General features: G+C 42.9%; 17 protein-coding genes and 2 tRNA genes. 16 read left to right on the top strand and 3 right to left on the bottom strand.

Annotation, left to right across the window (positions count from 1 at the left end):
* Positions 1-351 (top strand): IS30 family transposase (locus tag BP27_RS0109470; protein WP_036239974.1); only part of this gene is annotated, 351 nt, incomplete at its 5' end.
* A gap of 159 nt (positions 352-510) precedes the next feature.
* Here the strand turns inward: BP27_RS0109470 and prmC are convergent.
* The 3 genes from prmC to hemA are packed head-to-tail and all read right to left on the bottom strand — an operon-like array spanning position 511 to position 3,720.
* Positions 511-1,359, bottom strand: a complete 849-nt coding sequence (gene prmC, locus BP27_RS0109465; RefSeq protein WP_051610486.1) for a peptide chain release factor N(5)-glutamine methyltransferase — start codon at positions 1,357-1,359, stop codon at positions 511-513.
* Positions 1,349-2,434: a peptide chain release factor 1 gene (gene prfA, locus BP27_RS0109460; protein WP_027851350.1), complete on the bottom strand. Its 1,086-nt coding sequence runs from the start codon at positions 2,432-2,434 to the stop codon at positions 1,349-1,351. Before prfA ends, prmC begins: the two co-directional genes overlap by 11 nt.
* A gap of 20 nt (positions 2,435-2,454) precedes the next feature.
* Positions 2,455-3,720 (bottom strand): glutamyl-tRNA reductase, encoded by a 1,266-nt coding sequence (gene hemA, locus BP27_RS0109455; protein WP_027851349.1) that lies wholly within the window; start codon positions 3,718-3,720, stop codon positions 2,455-2,457.
* Between the two features lie 173 nt (positions 3,721-3,893).
* On the opposite strand from hemA, the gene BP27_RS0109450 reads away from it, so the two are divergent.
* The 15 genes from BP27_RS0109450 to BP27_RS0109375 all read left to right on the top strand — a co-directional run bounded on the left by BP27_RS0109450 (position 3,894) and on the right by BP27_RS0109375 (position 17,648).
* Entirely contained in the window at positions 3,894-5,648 is a 1,755-nt protein-coding gene (locus tag BP27_RS0109450) for a tetratricopeptide repeat protein (RefSeq protein WP_027851348.1), read from the top strand.
* 18 nt (positions 5,649-5,666) lie between these two features.
* Positions 5,667-6,254: a lipoprotein insertase outer membrane protein LolB gene (gene lolB / locus BP27_RS15850; RefSeq protein WP_051610485.1), complete on the top strand. Its 588-nt coding sequence runs from the start codon at positions 5,667-5,669 to the stop codon at positions 6,252-6,254.
* Positions 6,255-6,256: 2 nt separating this feature from the next.
* The gene (gene ispE, locus BP27_RS0109440) at positions 6,257-7,153 is read left to right on the top strand and encodes a 4-(cytidine 5'-diphospho)-2-C-methyl-D-erythritol kinase (RefSeq protein ID WP_027851347.1); all 897 of its coding nucleotides are present in this window, start codon (positions 6,257-6,259) and stop codon (positions 7,151-7,153) included.
* A 22-nt stretch (positions 7,154-7,175) separates the two neighbouring features.
* Positions 7,176-7,250: transfer RNA gene (locus BP27_RS0109435), tRNA-Gln, on the top strand.
* An 83-nt stretch (positions 7,251-7,333) separates the two neighbouring features.
* Complete coding sequence (locus BP27_RS0109430) at positions 7,334-8,281, top strand: ribose-phosphate pyrophosphokinase (RefSeq protein ID WP_027851346.1); 948 nt, start codon at positions 7,334-7,336, stop codon at positions 8,279-8,281.
* A gap of 122 nt (positions 8,282-8,403) precedes the next feature.
* Entirely contained in the window at positions 8,404-9,048 is a 645-nt protein-coding gene (locus BP27_RS0109425; protein WP_027851345.1) for a 50S ribosomal protein L25/general stress protein Ctc, read from the top strand.
* 131 nt (positions 9,049-9,179) lie between these two features.
* The gene (gene pth, locus BP27_RS0109420; protein ID WP_027851344.1) at positions 9,180-9,767 is read left to right on the top strand and encodes an aminoacyl-tRNA hydrolase; all 588 of its coding nucleotides are present in this window, start codon (positions 9,180-9,182) and stop codon (positions 9,765-9,767) included.
* A 17-nt stretch (positions 9,768-9,784) separates the two neighbouring features.
* Entirely contained in the window at positions 9,785-10,879 is a 1,095-nt protein-coding gene (gene ychF, locus BP27_RS0109415) for a redox-regulated ATPase YchF (RefSeq protein WP_027851343.1), read from the top strand.
* Between the two features lie 63 nt (positions 10,880-10,942).
* Positions 10,943-11,019, top strand: a tRNA-Met gene (locus BP27_RS0109410).
* 318 nt (positions 11,020-11,337) lie between these two features.
* Entirely contained in the window at positions 11,338-13,236 is a 1,899-nt protein-coding gene (gene dsbD / locus BP27_RS15845) for a protein-disulfide reductase DsbD (RefSeq protein ID WP_036239952.1), read from the top strand.
* A 213-nt stretch (positions 13,237-13,449) separates the two neighbouring features.
* A complete protein-coding gene (aroQ, locus tag BP27_RS0109395; protein WP_027851342.1) occupies positions 13,450-13,902 on the top strand; it encodes a type II 3-dehydroquinate dehydratase in 453 nt (150 codons plus the stop codon).
* A 44-nt stretch (positions 13,903-13,946) separates the two neighbouring features.
* Positions 13,947-14,396 carry an acetyl-CoA carboxylase biotin carboxyl carrier protein gene (gene accB, locus BP27_RS0109390; protein WP_027851341.1) on the top strand — a complete coding sequence of 150 codons (450 nt, stop codon included), beginning with the start codon at positions 13,947-13,949 and terminating at the stop codon, positions 14,394-14,396.
* 53 nt (positions 14,397-14,449) lie between these two features.
* Positions 14,450-15,790: an acetyl-CoA carboxylase biotin carboxylase subunit gene (gene accC, locus BP27_RS0109385; protein ID WP_027851340.1), complete on the top strand. Its 1,341-nt coding sequence runs from the start codon at positions 14,450-14,452 to the stop codon at positions 15,788-15,790.
* A 61-nt stretch (positions 15,791-15,851) separates the two neighbouring features.
* Entirely contained in the window at positions 15,852-16,745 is an 894-nt protein-coding gene (gene prmA / locus BP27_RS0109380; RefSeq protein WP_027851339.1) for a 50S ribosomal protein L11 methyltransferase, read from the top strand.
* Positions 16,746-16,781: 36 nt separating this feature from the next.
* Positions 16,782-17,648 carry an MJ0042-type zinc finger domain-containing protein gene (locus BP27_RS0109375; protein ID WP_027851338.1) on the top strand — a complete coding sequence of 289 codons (867 nt, stop codon included), beginning with the start codon at positions 16,782-16,784 and terminating at the stop codon, positions 17,646-17,648.
* Positions 17,649-17,660: the final 12 nt, after the last annotated feature.

Below are 17,660 nucleotides of genomic sequence, written 5' to 3'. Positions count from 1 at the left end.
AAGAATGCGATTATCGAGTTGTTAACACCCTTTGCTTCTGTTGGTTTAGTACATACTCTAACGGCAGATAATGGTAAAGAGTTTGCTGAGCATCAAGCCATTGCAAAAGCACTGAATTGTGACTTTTACTTTGCAGACCCTTATGCTTCTTGGCAACGTGGATTGAATGAAAATACAAATGGCTTAATACGTCAATACTGCCCCAAAGGTTCATGCTTTAAGCACTTAGATGATGAGCATTTTGAATTCATTATGCATCGTTTAAATAACCGACCTAGGAAAACACTTGGAATGAAAACACCAAATGAAGTATTGTTTGAAGAATTACAGGCTGTTGCACTAGCAAGTTGAATCCAAGAATTTATTTTCGCCACTTAAAACTTAAATCCCAGCCTAAAAATTAAGTGGCTAGCTTATCCCTTTGCCTAGTTGATTACTCCACAAGCTTATTCAGCATTAGTTATTTATCATGTTAACTTGCTTTTGACTAGCTGCATTACAAGTTTTAACTTAAGTTTTACAGCCTAAAGTCACTCTTGGTTGCCCTAGATAATCTTGGTAAGTCTTAATATCCCTAAGCTTGGCATGGGTAAAGAGTTCGGCAACAGCTAAAGACTGGTCATAACCCTGTTCTACTAAAAGATAACCACCCAGGTTCAAGCGATTTTGAATGGGGGCAAGTAATTCACGATAAGCATCTAAGCCATCTTCACCACCCACTAGCGCAGTTTTTGGCTCATAACGTAAATCACCCTGAGACAAGTGAGGGTCATCAGGATGAATATAAGGTGGATTACTTAGAATAAGGTCGTAAGTTTGAGGTGGAATTTGCTGCCACCAATTTGATTGCCAAACACGCACATCCAACTCTAGCTGACGTGCATTTTTTCGTGCAAGGCGAACAGCATCTAATTTAAAATCAACCGCATCTATCTGCCAGTTAGGGCGTTCTTTTTTTAGAGCTAAAGCAATAGCACCGGTTCCTGTACCCATATCTAAAACTCTAGCCTTAGGTACAAGTGGTAAATCTAAAGCCACCTCTATAAGGCGCTCAGTATCAGCACGGGGAATAAGCGTTGCAGGTGAGATTTCTAGGGTTAACCCCCAAAAGTCCCACTCGCCTAGAATCCAAGCTAGAGGCTTGCCTGCAAGACGTTCTTTTACCCATGCTTCAAGTTGTTCTAACTGCTGAATGGATAGCTCAACTTCTGGGTAGGCATAAAAATAAGCTGTGTTTTTTTGCAATAAATGCGCCAGCAGGTACTCAGTTTCTTGACGTGCATTCTCTACACCTGCCTTTTGAAACTTTAACTTAGCTGCCGCTAACCATTCGCCTAAAGTTAGCTTTCTAGCTATCACTTAAACCTGCCAGCAACTCTGTTTGCTGCTCTTGTGCTAAAACCGATAAAACGCTATCTAGCTCACCGCTCATCACTTCATCTAAATTGTATAGGGTTAGATTAACCCTATGATCAGTCACTCGACCTTGTGGAAAGTTATAAGTACGAATACGTTCAGAGCGATCACCACTGCCTACCAGTGAGCGGCGTGTGTCTGATTGGTCTTTGTGGACTGCATCTTCCATTTGTTGCTTTAAACGCGTAGCCAACCAAGCCATGGCTTTAGCACGGTTTTTGTGCTGAGAACGCTCTTCTTGACACTCCACCACTAAACCCGTGGGTAAGTGAGTAATACGTATAGCAGAGTCGGTAGTGTTAACGTGCTGACCACCAGCGCCAGATGAGCGATAGGTATCAACTTTTAAATCGGCTGGATTAATGTCTACTTCACCCACTTCATCCGCTTCTGGCATTACCGCCACCGTACAAGCTGAAGTATGCACCCGGCCTTGCGATTCTGTGGCTGGTACCCGCTGGACACGGTGCGCACCCGATTCAAACTTAAGGTGGGAATACACATCTTTACCACTAATGCGGGAAATAATTTCTTTGTAGCCACCCATTTCACCGTGACTCACGCTCAGGGTTTCTACCTGCCAGCCCTTGTTATCAGCATAACGGCTGTACATTTTAAATAGATCACCAGCAAATAATGCTGCTTCATCACCACCCGTACCAGCACGAACCTCTAAGAAAATATTGCGGCTATCATTAGGGTCACGCGGAATTAAAAGCCTTTGTAGCTCTAATTCTAAAGGCTCAACCTCTGCTTGCAGGCTAAGCATTTCTTCTCTAGCCATTTCACGCATTTCAAGGTCATCATCACTAGCCATTTGCTGTGCAGCCTCTATACCTTCTTGCGTTTGTTGGTAATCCTGATAGGTTTGAATAATGGGTTCTAAATCTGAGTACTCTTTAGAGTAATTACGATACTTTTCCTGATCCCCCAAGGTTTCAGGGTCAGACAGGAGGGCCGATAGCTCTTCAAAGCGATCAGCAAGGTGATCTAGCTTGGCTTGTATTGAAGGTTTCATTGATTATTCCAGCAAAAAAATTAAAAGTTGTCTGAGGCATCTAAGTTTAAGAGTTGTGAAGCAGCGGCCAACAGATCACTACGGTTTTCTGCTGAAGCTTCACGAATTTTTAAGGTTGGGTCATGTAACCATTTGTTGGTAAGGCTACGGCAAAGCTTTTGCATGACATCACGTGCATCTTGCCCCTGATCTAACTGGCTTAGCGCTAAAGCAAGTTCATCTTCTGCTAACTTTTGTGCACGCTGACGAAAAACACGGATCATTCGGCCTGCATCTCGCACTCGTAGACTGCGCAAAAACTCTTGCACACTCACTAAAATTAATGCTTCAGCCTCTTCAGCTGCTTCACGCCTAGCAGCTAGGTTTTCTTCTATGGTTTCTTTTAAGTCATCGACACTGAATAAGAAAACATCGTCTAGTTCGCCAACCTGAGACTCTATATCTCTAGGTACCGCAATGTCGATCATTAACATGGGTTTATGACGACGTGCTTTAAGTGCATCTTCTACCATACCCTTTCCCAGAATAGGTAAGGGTGCAGCAGTTGAACTTATTACAATATCGGCTTTGGCCAAATGCTTAGGTATATCGTTTAATGCAACTGCCCTGCCTTGAACTTCAGCAGCTAAAGCTTGCGCCCTATCAACAGTACGGTTAGCAATAATCATTTTTGCTACGCCTGCATTTTTTAAATGCCTTGCTACCAGCTCAATCGTTTCACCTGCACCCACCAGCAAAGCAGTGCTCACGTTTAAATCAGAAAAGATACGTTGCGCTAAGTTAACAGCAGCATACGCTATAGAAATAGGATTAGTACCTATACCTGTCTCTGTTCTAACTCGCTTAGCTGTGGCAAAAACCTGCTGAAATAATAGTTCTAAACCACTACCTAATAGGCTTTCTTTTTTAGCCAAGTCATAAGAGTCTTTAAGCTGACCTAGGATTTGCGGCTCACCTAGCACCATGGAATCTAAACCACTAGCGACACGCATTATGTGCTTGATAGCAGCTTGATCTTCATGAATATAGCTATAGCGTGCTACATCTTCAAAAGGGAGAGAGTGAAAGCTACTTAACCAATCAAGCACAGGTCGCACATTGCCTGCTTCAACAAAAGCATAAATTTCTGAGCGATTACAGGTAGATAGAATAGCTACTTCTTTGATACTCTGGTGATCGCGTAACTGCTGGCTAGCCACCTCCAGTTGTTGAGGAGTAAAAGCAACTCGTTCGCGTATGGCGACTGGAGCTGTCTTATGATTTATGCCTAGAGCTAAGAATTGCATTGGCTTTACTGCTGGCACTGTCAAACGTCACTCCACAAACAAGTCATTCCGCCCGTCTAGAATCAGGGACATAAAATTTACCCAAGCAAACAGCTACTTACATAAAAAAGCTGAGCGATGCATCAAAAGAAGGCTATGATAGCACATAGAAAATGTACAGGTATGTTCGAATAATGCTTAAAGTTTCCTTACTTAAACCTCTCAAGGCTTTATTGGTCTTAGGCTTTATTAGTCTTGCCTATGGTTGCACTACGACTCAGTCTAAAAATCAATCTTCCGTAGAAAGCCCTAGCAAGGGTGCCATTTTAACCTATTACCAAAACGATCAACAGCCAGCTACTCAAACCGCTACTCAAGTTAAAGCAGAACTAAACGGCCCATTAGTTTTTTATTTACTCAGTGCTGAATTAGCAGGTCAGCGCAACAACCTTGACTACGCCTTAGAGGTTTATTCTGCTCTAGCATTACAAACTCAACACCCTCTGATTGCCGAGCGCACTAGCTGGATAGCCCAATTCGCACAGCAGCCTAAAGCGGCTTTAGATGCTGCTATTTTATGGGCAACCCTAGCCCCCCAAAACCCTGATGCACAACGCACAGCGGCGGGTTTACTTCTACAAAATGAACAATACCTAGATGCCTTTGACCACCTGCTTAATTTTGAAAAACTGAGTGGTGAAAGCAACTACACCCTTTTAGCTACGCATTTAAGCGAAAAAAACAACCCAGTTATTAGTGACCTTTACCAAAAAATGCTCGAAGAAAAGCAGCGGCGAGAAGAAGCTAGTAGTGATTTAGAAACAGCCTTAGCACTGCTTAGTGATGAGTTAGGTCGCCAGCCAACCAGCAGACAACATCTAAAGTCAGCTCTAGCAATTAATCCTAACAATGTTCGCGCCCTACAACTTAAAGCCGAACTACTGCGCAGCCAAGGTGATTATTCCCAAGCTGAAAAACTCTTAAATCAGGCACTTAAAAATAAACCTGAAGAAGTAAGGCTTTGGCTAGAAGTAGCAAGAACACAGTTAAAGTCAGGCAAACTGTCCCAAGCAGAACAAACTTTTGATCACATTATTAATTTACAACCAGACAACCTACCCATTCGACTTGCCTTAGCTCGCATTCAAATAGAAACCGAGCAGTACACTGCAGCAAAACAAACACTGAAAGATCTCACTGACTTTGATTTACTCGCTGATCAATCTTGGCTATTGCTTGGCCAACTAGCAGAAAGGGACCAGCAGTGGCAACTAGCCTTGCAGCATTACAACCAGGTCACCAGTGGTGACCCCCTTGTTCTTGCAACTCAAGCCAGTGTAAGACTTTTGGTAGAAAACAACCAAGCACCGACTGCACTTGGCCTAATACAAGAAAAGCGTAGTCAAGCACCTGAGCTTAGTGTGCCTTTAACACTTTTAGGAGAAAGCTTGTTACGCCAACAAAAAGATTTTGCCGCAGCGCTCAGCTGGGTAGACTCAGGCAGAGATTTATTAGCCGAAAATCAAGAATCCACCCAACTTCTTTATGCTCGAGCTTTATTAAATTATCACCTAGATGACCTCAATCAAATGGAAGCAGACCTCAATCATCTTTTAAGCATCGACCCAAACAACGCCGTTGCTTTAAATGCTTTAGGTTATACCCTAGTAGACAAAACTGAACGCATTAATGAAGGCTTACTACTTATTCAAAAAGCCCATGCCTTAGATAGTGAGTCAGCAGAAATCCTTGATTCTCTTGGCTGGGCACTTTTTAAATTAGGCCGCTACGAAGAAGCACTCGAATACTTAGAAGAAGCCTATGCTCGATTACAAGAAAGTGAAATTGCCGAACACTTAATTCAGGTTTTTTGGAAGCTAGAAAAAAATGAGCAAGCAGAAACCCTTTTGAATAACTATCCAGAACTTAATCTGCAACCCAATCAATAAAAGCGTGTGACTAAACCTATGCAACCCTATTTAAAACCTCTAGTCATTGGTGCCCTTCTACTAGTTATTAGTGCGTGTACTAGCCAACCAAGTCTACCGACAGCAACAGACGACCTAACACCCAACGCTCAACTTTGGCACTGGCAAGCCCAGGGTCGCATTGCCTTTGCTAACAATAAAAACAACCACTCTGCTAATTTAGATTGGCAACAAAATGGCTACAACTACCAGTTACAGCTTTTTGGCCCACTAGGGCAAGGTAGCGCTCGTTTAGAAGGCGCACCCTTTAAAGTTATTCTAACCACCTCAGATGGTAAACAGGTAGAAGCCTCAAGCCCTGAGCAGCTTTTAGCAGATAACTCTGACTGGGAGTTACCCTTATCTAATATGCTTTATTGGATAAGAGGCATTAAAGCACCTGGCAAGCATAAAGAAATCAATGAAAACTCATTTTTACAACATGGCTGGCAAGTTGAATGGCGGCGTTTTTCACAAGTAGGCGAACACCAACTACCTAGCCTACTAATAGCAGAAAAAGGGCCACTAAGTTTTCGTTTAGCCATTAATAAATGGCAAATTTTTTCTACGCCCTCAAAAGAATTGTAAGCATGACTAACCCAAGCAAACTTAGCCTACCTGCGCCAGCTAAAATAAACCTACTTCTCCATATCACTGGAAAAGAACCTAATGGCTATCACCAATTACAAACCCTCTATCAGTTTCTAGACTTACACGACCAGCTAGATTTTCAACTCAATAATCAAGCCAAGTTCAACCTATCTCCACAGTTAGAAGGTGTAACAATAGAAAATAATTTGGTTATGCGCGCAGTTAACCTACTTAAACCTTTTCGTAGTAATAAAAATTTAGGGATAGATATTTACTTACACAAAAACCTACCCATGGGTGGTGGTTTAGGTGCAGGTAGCTCTGATGCTGCAACTACTTTATTAGCGCTTAACCAGCTATGGCAGCTAGGTTTGAATCTCTCTCAACTAGCAGAGTTAGGTCTAAAGCTGGGTGCTGACGTACCCATCTTTATTTATGGGCAAACAGCTTGGGCAGAAGGTATAGGAGAAAAACTTAGCCCTGCAACAGCCAAAGAAGCCATGTATCTACTAATTTTTCCTGGCTGCCACTGCGATACTGGTAAACTTTTTAGTCATCCAGACTTGCCTCGTGCCACCCCTTTAATAAACCCTAGTAATACAAGTCAGTATTTAGGCGAAAATGATTTTGAAGCTTTGGTTAGGCAACTTTACCCAGCGGTTGAGGCAACTTTTGCTTGGTTACTAAAAGAAAACCAACAGCCTTTTCTTACTGGAAGTGGTGCCAGCGTTTATTGCAAAGTAAACAACCAAGAGCAAGCCAATGCCTTGTTAAACAAGCTACCGAGTAACTTTGTAGGCTTTAAGCCTCAAGCTTGGGTCACTAAAAGCTGTAACAAATCTTTAGCCCATGTAAAATTGATAGCAGACAAAGGTTCACTTTTTAATTTTGCTTAGCTATAATTCGCCCCCGTAAAGTTGGGGTATAGCCAAGTGGTAAGGCAGCTGGTTTTGGTCCAGCCATCCGGGAGTTCGAATCTTCCTACCCCAGCCACTTTACAAACTATATAAGTATTCTTCGGGCTGGTTCCGGCAACCACCCATCCTCCGTAATACCTCAGTCAGCAAGGTGAGTACGTGTCCAACTTGATGGTGTTTTCCGGTAATGCTAATCCTGAACTAGGTCGTAAAGTTGTTGCTTGCCTAGACATTCGCATGGGTGATGCAACTATCGGTCAGTTTAGCGATGGTGAAATTGCCATTGAAATCAACGAAAACGTTCGTGGTAAAGATGTTTTTGTTATTCAGTCCACCTGTGCGCCAACCAACGACAACCTAATGGAACTAATCCTAATGGTTGACGCCCTACGTCGCGCATCAGCCCACCGCATTACCGCAGTTATCCCCTACTTTGGCTACGCTCGCCAAGACCGTCGTGTACGCTCAGCTCGTGTACCTATTTCTGCCAAAGTAATTGCTGACATGATGTGTGCAGCAGGTGTAAACCGTGTAATGACCATGGATTTACACGCCGACCAAATTCAAGGATTTTTTGATGTGCCTGTAGACAACATCTACGGCTCACCAATTCTACTAGACGATATAGAACGTCAAAACTACGAAAACATGGTGGTTGTTTCACCAGACGTAGGCGGTGTAGTTCGTGCTCGCGCTATTGCCAAAGAGCTAAACGATACCGATCTAGCCATTATTGATAAGCGCCGTCCCCAAGCTAACCAAGCTCAGGTTATGCATATCATTGGTGACGTACAAGACCGCACTTGTGTGCTAGTTGACGACATGGTCGACACTGCAGGCACACTTTGTAAAGCGGCTGAAGCACTTAAAGCCCGTGGTGCAAAACGTGTTGTTGCCTATTCTACTCACGCAATACTTTCGGGTGCAGCCATAAGCAATATAACCAATTCTTTACTCGACGAATTAATTGTTACCGATACCATTCCAATTCGTGACGATGTAATGAAGTGTGGTAAGATCCGCCAACTAACAATTTCAGGCCTTCTAGCAGAAGCGGTTCGCCGCGTAAGCAACGAAGAGTCTATCAGTGCTATGTTCCGCTCTTAATCTTACTATTAAAGCCAAACTAGCCATAAAGTATCCCCTATTTAGGGGTCATGTGAAAAACAGGTGATCTGGTCGCGGATGCCTGTTCTTTCTTTTATTAAGCAGTCCATGAGGACAAAACTATGTCGCAATTTAATTTTGAAGCAAAAGCACGTACAGACTTGGGTAAGGGTGCGAGCCGCCGCCTACGTCGTGAAAACAAATTCATTCCAGCTATCGTTTATGGTGGTGAAGCTGAACCTCAGTCAATTGCCTTAGAACAGCGCGAGTTCTACCGTATTCTAGTATTAGATGAAGCCATCTACACTTCTGTTCTTAACCTTAAAATTGATGGTAAAGCAGAACAAGTGATTATGAAGGATATGCAACGTCACCCCTTCAAAACCAACACCGTTATGCATATCGACTTCCAACGTGTAGATAGCAAAACTAAAGTTAACATCCTTGTTCCTTTCCATATCGAAAATGAAGAGAACTGCCTAGGTGTTAAAACTCAAGACGGTATGCTTTTACGTCAACTTAACGATGTTGAAATCACTGCCTTCCCACAAGACTTACCAGACAACCTAGTGGTTGATGTTGCTAACCTAGAAGTGGGTCAAACCATTCATTTATCAGACCTAGACTTACCTAAAGGCGTTGAAATCCCAGCCTTAGCACTAGGCCACGATGAAGGCATAGTAACAGTACACGCTAAGCGTGGTGGTTCTGATGAAGAAGATACAGAAGCAGAAGCAGCTGAAGGTGAAACACCAGCAGCTGAGTAATTTTGCTTAGCAGGTTTCGCTAAATTTTTCGTTAAAGTTAAAGCGACTCCTTAGCCCAGATGACTTTTGCCTTATAAAGTCATCTGGGTTTTTCGCATCTACCTAATAGAATTTTCCGGATAAGCTGCACCATGAACAGCAAAATCAAACTAGTGGTCGGACTCGGTAACCCCGGACAAGAGTATGCTCGTACAAGGCATAACGCAGGCAGCTGGTTAGTAGAAAACCTTGCTCAATCCAGCGGTAACAACTTAAAAGCCAGCAAGTTTTTTGGTTTACATAGCCAGATAATTTTGGCTGGGCAAACTCTTCACCTTCTTATTCCAACCACCTTTATGAACCGCAGTGGGCAAGCCATAGCTGCTTTAGCTAATTTCTATAAACTAACACCCGAAGAAATTTTAGTAGTTCATGATGAATTAGACTTACCACCGGGTACAATTCGCTTAAAAAAAGGTGGCGGGCATGGTGGGCACAATGGTTTAAGAGACACCATAAGCGCACTGGGTAATAATAAAGACTTCTATCGCTTAAGAGTAGGAATCGGGCATCCTGGGCAAGCTAGCAAAGTAACTGGCTATGTTTTAGGTAAAGCACCTGAAGACGAGCAATTAAGTATTAATGCAGCCCTAAATGAAGCAGAGCGCTACCTAGACAAAATTATTAGCGGTGACTTAAACGCCGCTATGAATCAACTGCATAGTTTCAAAGCAGATTAATATGAAGGATATACCTTATGGGTTTTAACTGTGGCATAGTCGGCTTGCCCAACGTCGGTAAATCGACCTTATTTAACGCACTAACCAAATCTGGTATTGCGGCTGAAAACTTTCCCTTTTGTACCATTGAGCCTAACAGCGGCTTGGTTGCTGTACCTGACCCCCGCCTAGACGAGCTAGCAAAGATTGTAAAGCCCGAGCGCACCCTGCCTACCAGCATGGAGTTCGTAGACATTGCAGGCCTAGTAGAGGGCGCTTCTAAAGGTGAAGGCTTAGGTAATAAGTTTCTAGCCAATATTCGCGAAACCCAAGCAATTGCACACGTAGTTCGCTGCTTTGAAGACGAGAATGTTATTCATGTGGCTAACAAGGTAGACCCACGCAGTGACATTGAAATTATCAATATGGAACTGGCGCTAGCTGACTTAGACTCAGTAGAAAAAGGCATTCAAAAACTAGCGCGTATAGCCAAGGGTGGCGACAAAGAAGCCATTGCACAGAAAGAAATTTTAGAAAGAATTTTACCCCACCTTGCTGAAGGTCAACCCTTACGTAGTTTTGGTCTTACAAGTGATGAGCAACACCTAGTAAGGGCTTATGGTTTCTTAACTTTAAAACCTACCATGTACATTGCCAACGTCAGTGAAGAAGGTTTTGAGAACAACCCCTACCTAGATATAGTTAAACAGATAGCTACAGAAGAAGGCGCTGCTTTAGTGCCCGTCTGTAATAAAATTGAAGCTGAAATAGCTGAGCTAGATGACCCAGAAGAAAAAGAAATGTTTTTAGAAACCATGGGCTTAGAAGAACCTGGTTTAAATAGGGTGATTCGTGCTGGATATGAGCTACTTGGCTTGCAAACTTACTTTACTGCGGGCGTTAAAGAAGTGCGCGCTTGGACAGTTAAAGAAGGTGCAACAGCACCTGAAGGCGCTGGCGTTATTCACACTGACTTCCAGAAAGGCTTTATTCGTGCTGAAGTGATTGCCTATGAAGACTTTATCCAGTTTCAAGGCGAACAAGGCGCTAAAGAAGCCGGTAAGTGGCGCTTAGAAGGTAAGGAATACATCATTAAAGATGGCGACGTCATGCACTACCGTTTTAACGTCTAAGCAAGTCCTTCTGAATAGGCTTGACAGTTTCGGCTGCCAAGCCTAGAATCTTGACCTGTTTTTGGCTATGTAGCTCAGCTGGTTAGAGCACAGCACTCATAATGCTGGGGTCCCCTGTTCAAATCAGGGCATAGCCACCATAAACACCTATAAAGCAACACCTCTTTTTTTATCTAGATTTCTTACTAAGCTAAGCACCACTAAGTTAAGCACCTTAATTTTATTAAACTTTTGCAAAACCCACCTAAAATCTCCGCAACAAACCAATAACAACCCTAGTCATAATCCTTTATTCAAAACATAGAAATTGAGCAGTTTGTTTGATCAAATATTTAGGTAGCCACTTAAACACCCTAGTTAAATAGCCGTAAATGTTAGCAAACTTTATCTAAGGGAACCTAGTTAGTAACTCTTGGTCTGAACTTAGCAATCAATACCTATGACTGGAATTTTATCTAATGACTTTAGGAAAACACGCCCTTTCACGCTTACTTCTGCTAGTTTTATTAGGATTTTTAGCAGTTGCCTCTACCAACTTAGCTGCTAATCCGCTCAATAAAGAAAGCGGTAATCGTTTTACTTCTTGGTTAAGCAATTCTTCTAGCCAACCTGAGTTTTTACCCCCTGAACAAGCTTTTAAGGCTCAGGCCTGGGTTGAAGGCAGCCAAGTATTTGTACTCTGGGATATTGAACCCGGTTATTACCTTTATAAAGATAGATTCCAACTAGAGGTAGCTAAAGATTCAGGCTTAACACTCGAAAGAATCGACTTTCCACCTTCACTAAGCCATGAAGATGAATACTTTGGTGTTACCCAAGTTTATTACAATCAAGTTGAACTAGCTGGTTTACTCACTGGTGAAACCCAAAACAAACAACTAGGCATAACCCTTCACTACCAAGGCTGTGCCGATGCTGGGCTTTGCTACCCCCCGCAACAACAAAATTTACAAGTTAACCTAGCTAAACTCGATACCAGCGCGACGCCCAGAGCGCAAACGACCAATAGTCAAATCAATTCCTCTTCATCGACTACTCCAGCACCACCCACTAGCACTAGCAGCCAACTAACCAATCTTTTAAGCTCTGGCGAGGTTTGGCTTACCCTTGGTTTATTTTTTATTGCCGGTTTAGGGCTTACTTTTACACCTTGTGTTTTACCTATGCTGCCTATTTTAAGTACCATTATTATTGGCAAAGGTACCAGTAACGAAAAACAACCTAAAACCCGTGGTTTACTACTATCCAGTGCTTACGTTTTAGGTATGGCGCTTACCTATGCTGCTATTGGCGCACTGATGGGCTTATTTGGTGCCAGCGTAAACCTACAGGCTGCTATGCAATCGCCCTGGCTAATTATTCCTACCGCAGTTTTATTTGCCCTTTTAGCTTTAACTCTTTTTGGTGCTTGGGAACTACGCCTACCTGCTTGGTTAGATAATCGCTTACAGTCTTTACAGCAACCTAAAGGTGGCACGCTATTCAATGTTGCGCTAATGGGTGCTTTATCAACTTTAATAGTGTCACCCTGCTTAACGGCTCCCTTAGCCGGTGCGCTCGCCTTTATAGCCACTACAGGTGATGCTGGGTTAGGTTCCTTGGCTTTATTTATGCTCGGACTAGGTATGGGCGTTCCGTTGATTTTAACGGGTACTTTTGGTGCGCACTGGCTACCTAAAGCCGGTGGCTGGATGGATCAAGTAAAAGCAGTTTTTGGTTTATTAATGCTGTTGATGGCGGCTTGGTTAGTTGACCGCCTTTTACCAGCAAGCATTTCTATGTTGATGTGGGCAGGTTTAGCTTTAGGTACAGGTGTATTTATAGGTGGCTTAAACTTTGCTACAGCAAAAAATGGCATTCAAAAGCTACGCCTAACCTTGGGTTTAGTATTGATTATTTATGGTACCAGCCTGCTTATTGGTGCTTTAGCAGGCAACAGCAACCCCTTACAGCCTTTAAAGGGTTTAGCTAAAGCTGAGTCAAGAGTACAAGAGTCCGTTGCAGTGCCTCTTATTAAGCAACTCAGTGAAATAGAAACGCTAATAGCAAATAGCAATGAACCTATTATTATTGATCTTTATGCTGACTGGTGTATTTCATGCAAGGTTATGGAGGCTCAGGTTTTTCCACGTGAAGACATTCAACAAGCTCTAACAGGTGTAAGTCGTTATAAATTCGACTTAACAGAAGTAGCTCCCGAGACTAAAGGTTGGCTAGAAAAGAACCAGCTCTTTGGACCACCCACTTTAATGTTTTTTAATCAGGGTGAAGAATGGCGCGACTGGCGTATTCAGGGTGAGGTCAACGCAAAAGAGCTACTCCAGCATTTAACAGCTTTTAATCAAGCACTAAATTAACAAGTTGCTTTTTGTATCTAACTTCTTCAAACATCTGTTTAACTTCTTGCAAACAAACTTAAACAGACTAGAACTGGACAAAAAGTTTGACTTTAGGCAAACTTCACCACCGCTATAGATCTAAGCTGTAAGTATAACTTTTGGGTTTCTTTATTCTTAGAGTCTAAATTGGTCGGTGCTAATTAAAACTCACTAGTTGATTAAAAGTTTACGATGATAAAAATTCTTCTGCTTCAAGGCCCCAACCTGAACCTTTTAGGGCAGCGTGAACCTCATATTTATGGTTACGAAACCTTAGAAGAACTTCATGCAGGTCTTTTACAGGAAGCTTTTGCATTAAATTTTCAGTTAGAATGCTATCAAAGTAATGCTGAACATCAGCTAGTCGAACGTATACATCAAGCCTTAATAGAGCAGGTGGATTACATTTTAATTAACCCAGCTGCTTTTACTCATACGAGTGTGGCCTTGCGTGATGCTTTAGCTGGTGTGGCTATTCCGTTTATCGAAATCCACCTTTCTAACATTTATGCGCGCGAAACTTTTAGGCAGCACTCATATTTATCTGAGCTGGCTCAGGGCGTTATTTGCGGCCTGGGTACTCAGGGTTACTACCTAGCCTTGCAAGCAGTAGACAAGCGACTAAGTAAAAACCTAAAAAAATAAACTAAAATAGATTCAAGTCTTTTAACCCCTATCTAGAGAAAATTATGGACATTCGTAAAGTAAAAAAACTTATTGAACTCCTTGAAGAGTCAAACATCAGCGAAATTGAAATTGTTGAAGGCGAAGAAGCAGTACGTATTAGCCGCCACTCAACCACAGCTCCCGCTGCTGTTTATCAACAACCACCTGTTTACCAGCAAGCACCAGCTGCTGCCCCCGCGGCCGCTCCAGCTGCTACGGCTGAAGCACCTGCTGTAACAGGACACCAAGTAAAATCCCCTATGGTTGGCACCTTCTATCGTTCACCTGCTCCAGGCGAAAGCGCTTTTGTAGAAGTTGGTAAAGCGGTTAAAAAAGGCGACACCATCTGCATTGTTGAAGCAATGAAAATGATGAATCAAATTGAAGCCGACAAAGACGGTGTTGTTGAAGCCATTTTGGTTGAAGACGGTGAGCCAGTAGAATTTGACCAGCCCTTAGTTTTGCTAGCCTAAGTCAACCGCCAACTTCAATGCTGCGGTAGTTTAAGCCGCCATGAGGGATAAGAATGCTTGATAAAGTTGTTATTGCTAACCGTGGTGAAATCGCACTGCGTATATTACGTGCCTGCCGCGAGCTAGGCATCAAAACAGTTGCTGTTCACTCTAAAGCCGACAAAGACTTAATGCATGTTCGCCTTGCTGATGAAGCCGTTTGCATAGGTCCGGCCGCTTCAACTCAGTCCTACCTAAATATTCCAGCCATTATCGCTGCCTGTGAAGTAACCGATGCAACGGCTATTCACCCAGGCTACGGCTTTTTGGCTGAAAATGCTGACTTTGCCGAACAGGTAGAGCAGTCTGGCTTTGTATTTATTGGCCCTAAAGCTGAAACCATCCGCACCATGGGTGATAAAGTAGCAGCCATAGCTGCAATGAAAAAAGCGGGAGTGCCTACAGTACCTGGCTCCGATGGTCCGCTAACAGATGATAGCGATGAAATTTTAGCCATGGCACGCAAAATTGGCCTACCCGTTATTATCAAAGCTGCTGCTGGCGGTGGTGGTCGCGGCATGCGTGTAGTTCATTCTGAAGCAGCACTTTTAAATGCTGTTCACGTGACTAAAGCAGAAGCTGCTGCGGCTTTTGGTGATAGCACTGTGTACATGGAGAAGTTCTTAGAAAACCCACGCCATGTAGAAATTCAGATTCTTGCCGACGGTCAAGGCAATGCAGTTCACCTTTATGACCGTGACTGCTCTTTACAACGCCGTCACCAAAAAGTAATAGAAGAAGCACCAGCACCAGGCCTAGATGAAGAAGCTCGCCGTAAAGTGCTTATTGCCTGTGTTGATGCTAGTAAAGCCATTAACTACCGTGGTGCAGGTACCTTTGAATTCCTTTATGAAAATGGTGAGTTCTATTTCATAGAAATGAATACTCGAGTACAAGTTGAACACCCCATTACTGAAATGGTAACAGGTGTCGATATTGTAAAAGAGCAGCTAATGATTGCTTCTGGCAAAAAATTAAGTTTACGCCAAGAAAACATTCAAGTGGTTGGCCATGCTTTTGAGTGCCGTATTAATGCTGAAGACCCAGAAACTTTTATGCCATCACCGGGTAAAATTTCTATGTACCACGCCCCTGGTGGACTAGGTGTACGTATGGACTCTCACATTTATAGCGGTTATAGCGTCCCACCCTTCTATGACTCCCTTATCGGTAAGCTAATTACTTGGGGTGTAGATCGCGAAGCAGCCCTAACTAGAATGCGTGGCGCGCTCGATGAGTTGCTAGTTGAAGGTATTAAAACTAATACTGAACTGCATAAACGTCTTGTGCGCGATAGCCATTTTGAAAAAGGCGGCGTTAACATTCATTACCTAGAAAAAAAGCTAAGTATGTAAACCTAGTCTTTTAGCCAAGGATGGCTTTCAATCCTTTTGTTATTCCAGCCCTAGGTAAACTATGTCTTGGTTGCAAATTAAAACGCTCATTCGCCCTGAACAGGCAGAAGAGTTAGAGAAGTGGCTAGTTGAAGCGGGTGCTTGCGCAATAACGCTGACTGATGCAGAAGACCAGCCCGTTTTTGAACCTATTCGTGGCACTACACCACTTTGGCAGTCAACTCTCCTAACCGGCTTGTACGATGGCAAGCAAAATGCCAGTCAAATGCTAGAAAAAGTACAGCAACACTGGCTCAGCAACTACCCCAACACCCCTATGCCAGAAGTTCAGCTTGAAATTCTTGAAGATAAAGACTGGGTGCGTGAGTGGATGGATAACTTTAAACCTATGCATATAGGTGGAAATTTATGGATAGTACCTAGCTGGTTAAAAGCACCTCAGCCTGATGCAGCCAACCTTATATTAGACCCAGGCCTAGCTTTTGGTACGGGCACTCACCCAACCACTAGGCTTTGTTTACAATGGTTAGCTAGTCTTAACCTTGAAAACAAAACCCTACTTGATTTTGGTTGCGGTTCTGGCATTCTTGGAATCGCTGGTTTATTACTAGGTGCTAAACAAGCTTGGGGTACAGATATAGACCCTCAAGCCTTACAAGCTAGCCAACAAAATGCTGAGCGTAATCATTTAGACCCTCAACGTTTTCCAGTTTACTACCCAGAAAACTGCCCAGCTATTAGCTGTGATATATTAGTTGCTAATATACTTGCTGGCCCCTTAATTTCATTGGCTGAAGTGCTTGCTGGCCATATTAAACAAGGTGGTCTTATGGCTCTTTCGGGTATTTTAAGTCATCAAGCAGAAGAAGTGAGTCGCGCTTACAGCCCTTGGTTTGAGCTAGACAAGCCTACCCAAGAAGATGACTGGGTTAGAATCACTGGTAAACGCAAGTAAAGGATCTGAACTGCAATACTGAATGGACTGTGCTGCATGAAAACAACTAACCAACCTAAATTGACCCAATGCCCCCACTGCCAAAGTGTATTTGATCTTAGCGAAGAAGAAATACAACTCGCTTTAGGTGCTGTTAGGTGTGGTGAATGCATGAAGATTTTCAATGCTAATTACCACCTGGTTGAGCCACTCAATAACAAAACTAACCCTGAACAAAACTCTCGCTCGACTAGTCATTCAGTTACAGCTAATCCAACCATTCAAGACAATAGCATTCCTACACTACAAGAACACCCCTCCTCATCTGACTTACAAACGCAAACGGATATCCAGCCAGAAATAGACTTGCACCCAGAAGACGAGCTGTACCCAGAAATTGAACTAGAGACCGAATTAGTAACTAGTACAACCACTGAATCTACTGAATCATTTCAGATCACTACAGCTTTCGAAGATGAGAATGAAGATGAAATTGAGAATGAAGAAGCAGAAGTGCCAGCCAGTGGTAAGCCGCATAAAAAGCCTATTATTGCGGGTTTATTTTTTGTTTTGATAGCAGTTTTAGTGGGTGGCTGGTGGGTGGCCAACTCAACACCACCTAGCCATTATAATTTTACTGAAGTGCGCTTATCACCTGCTAGCGATCCAAAAAAAATGGAAATTCACTTCAAGCTAACCAACACATCACAACAAAAGATGGCCCTCCCTAGTTTAAATATTCAGCTTTTAAACTTAAGTTCACAACCTATCAGCTCAGAAATTATTGCTAACAGTGAGCTAAAATCTACCTTAAACGTACTTGAGGCAGGTAGCAGCGAACTAGTTACTGTTAGTGTTAACCGCCCTAGCACTTTTGTACAAAGTGCACGCATTCAAGAGTATTTAGAAGACACTAAGCTTTAATACTCTAGCCCC

The organism is Marinospirillum insulare DSM 21763, assembly GCF_000686905.1.
Classification (GTDB): Bacteria; Pseudomonadota; Gammaproteobacteria; order Pseudomonadales; family Halomonadaceae; genus Marinospirillum; species Marinospirillum insulare.
Note: the sequence above shows the minus strand (reverse complement) of the source record. Positions and strands in the feature narration are given on the sequence as shown.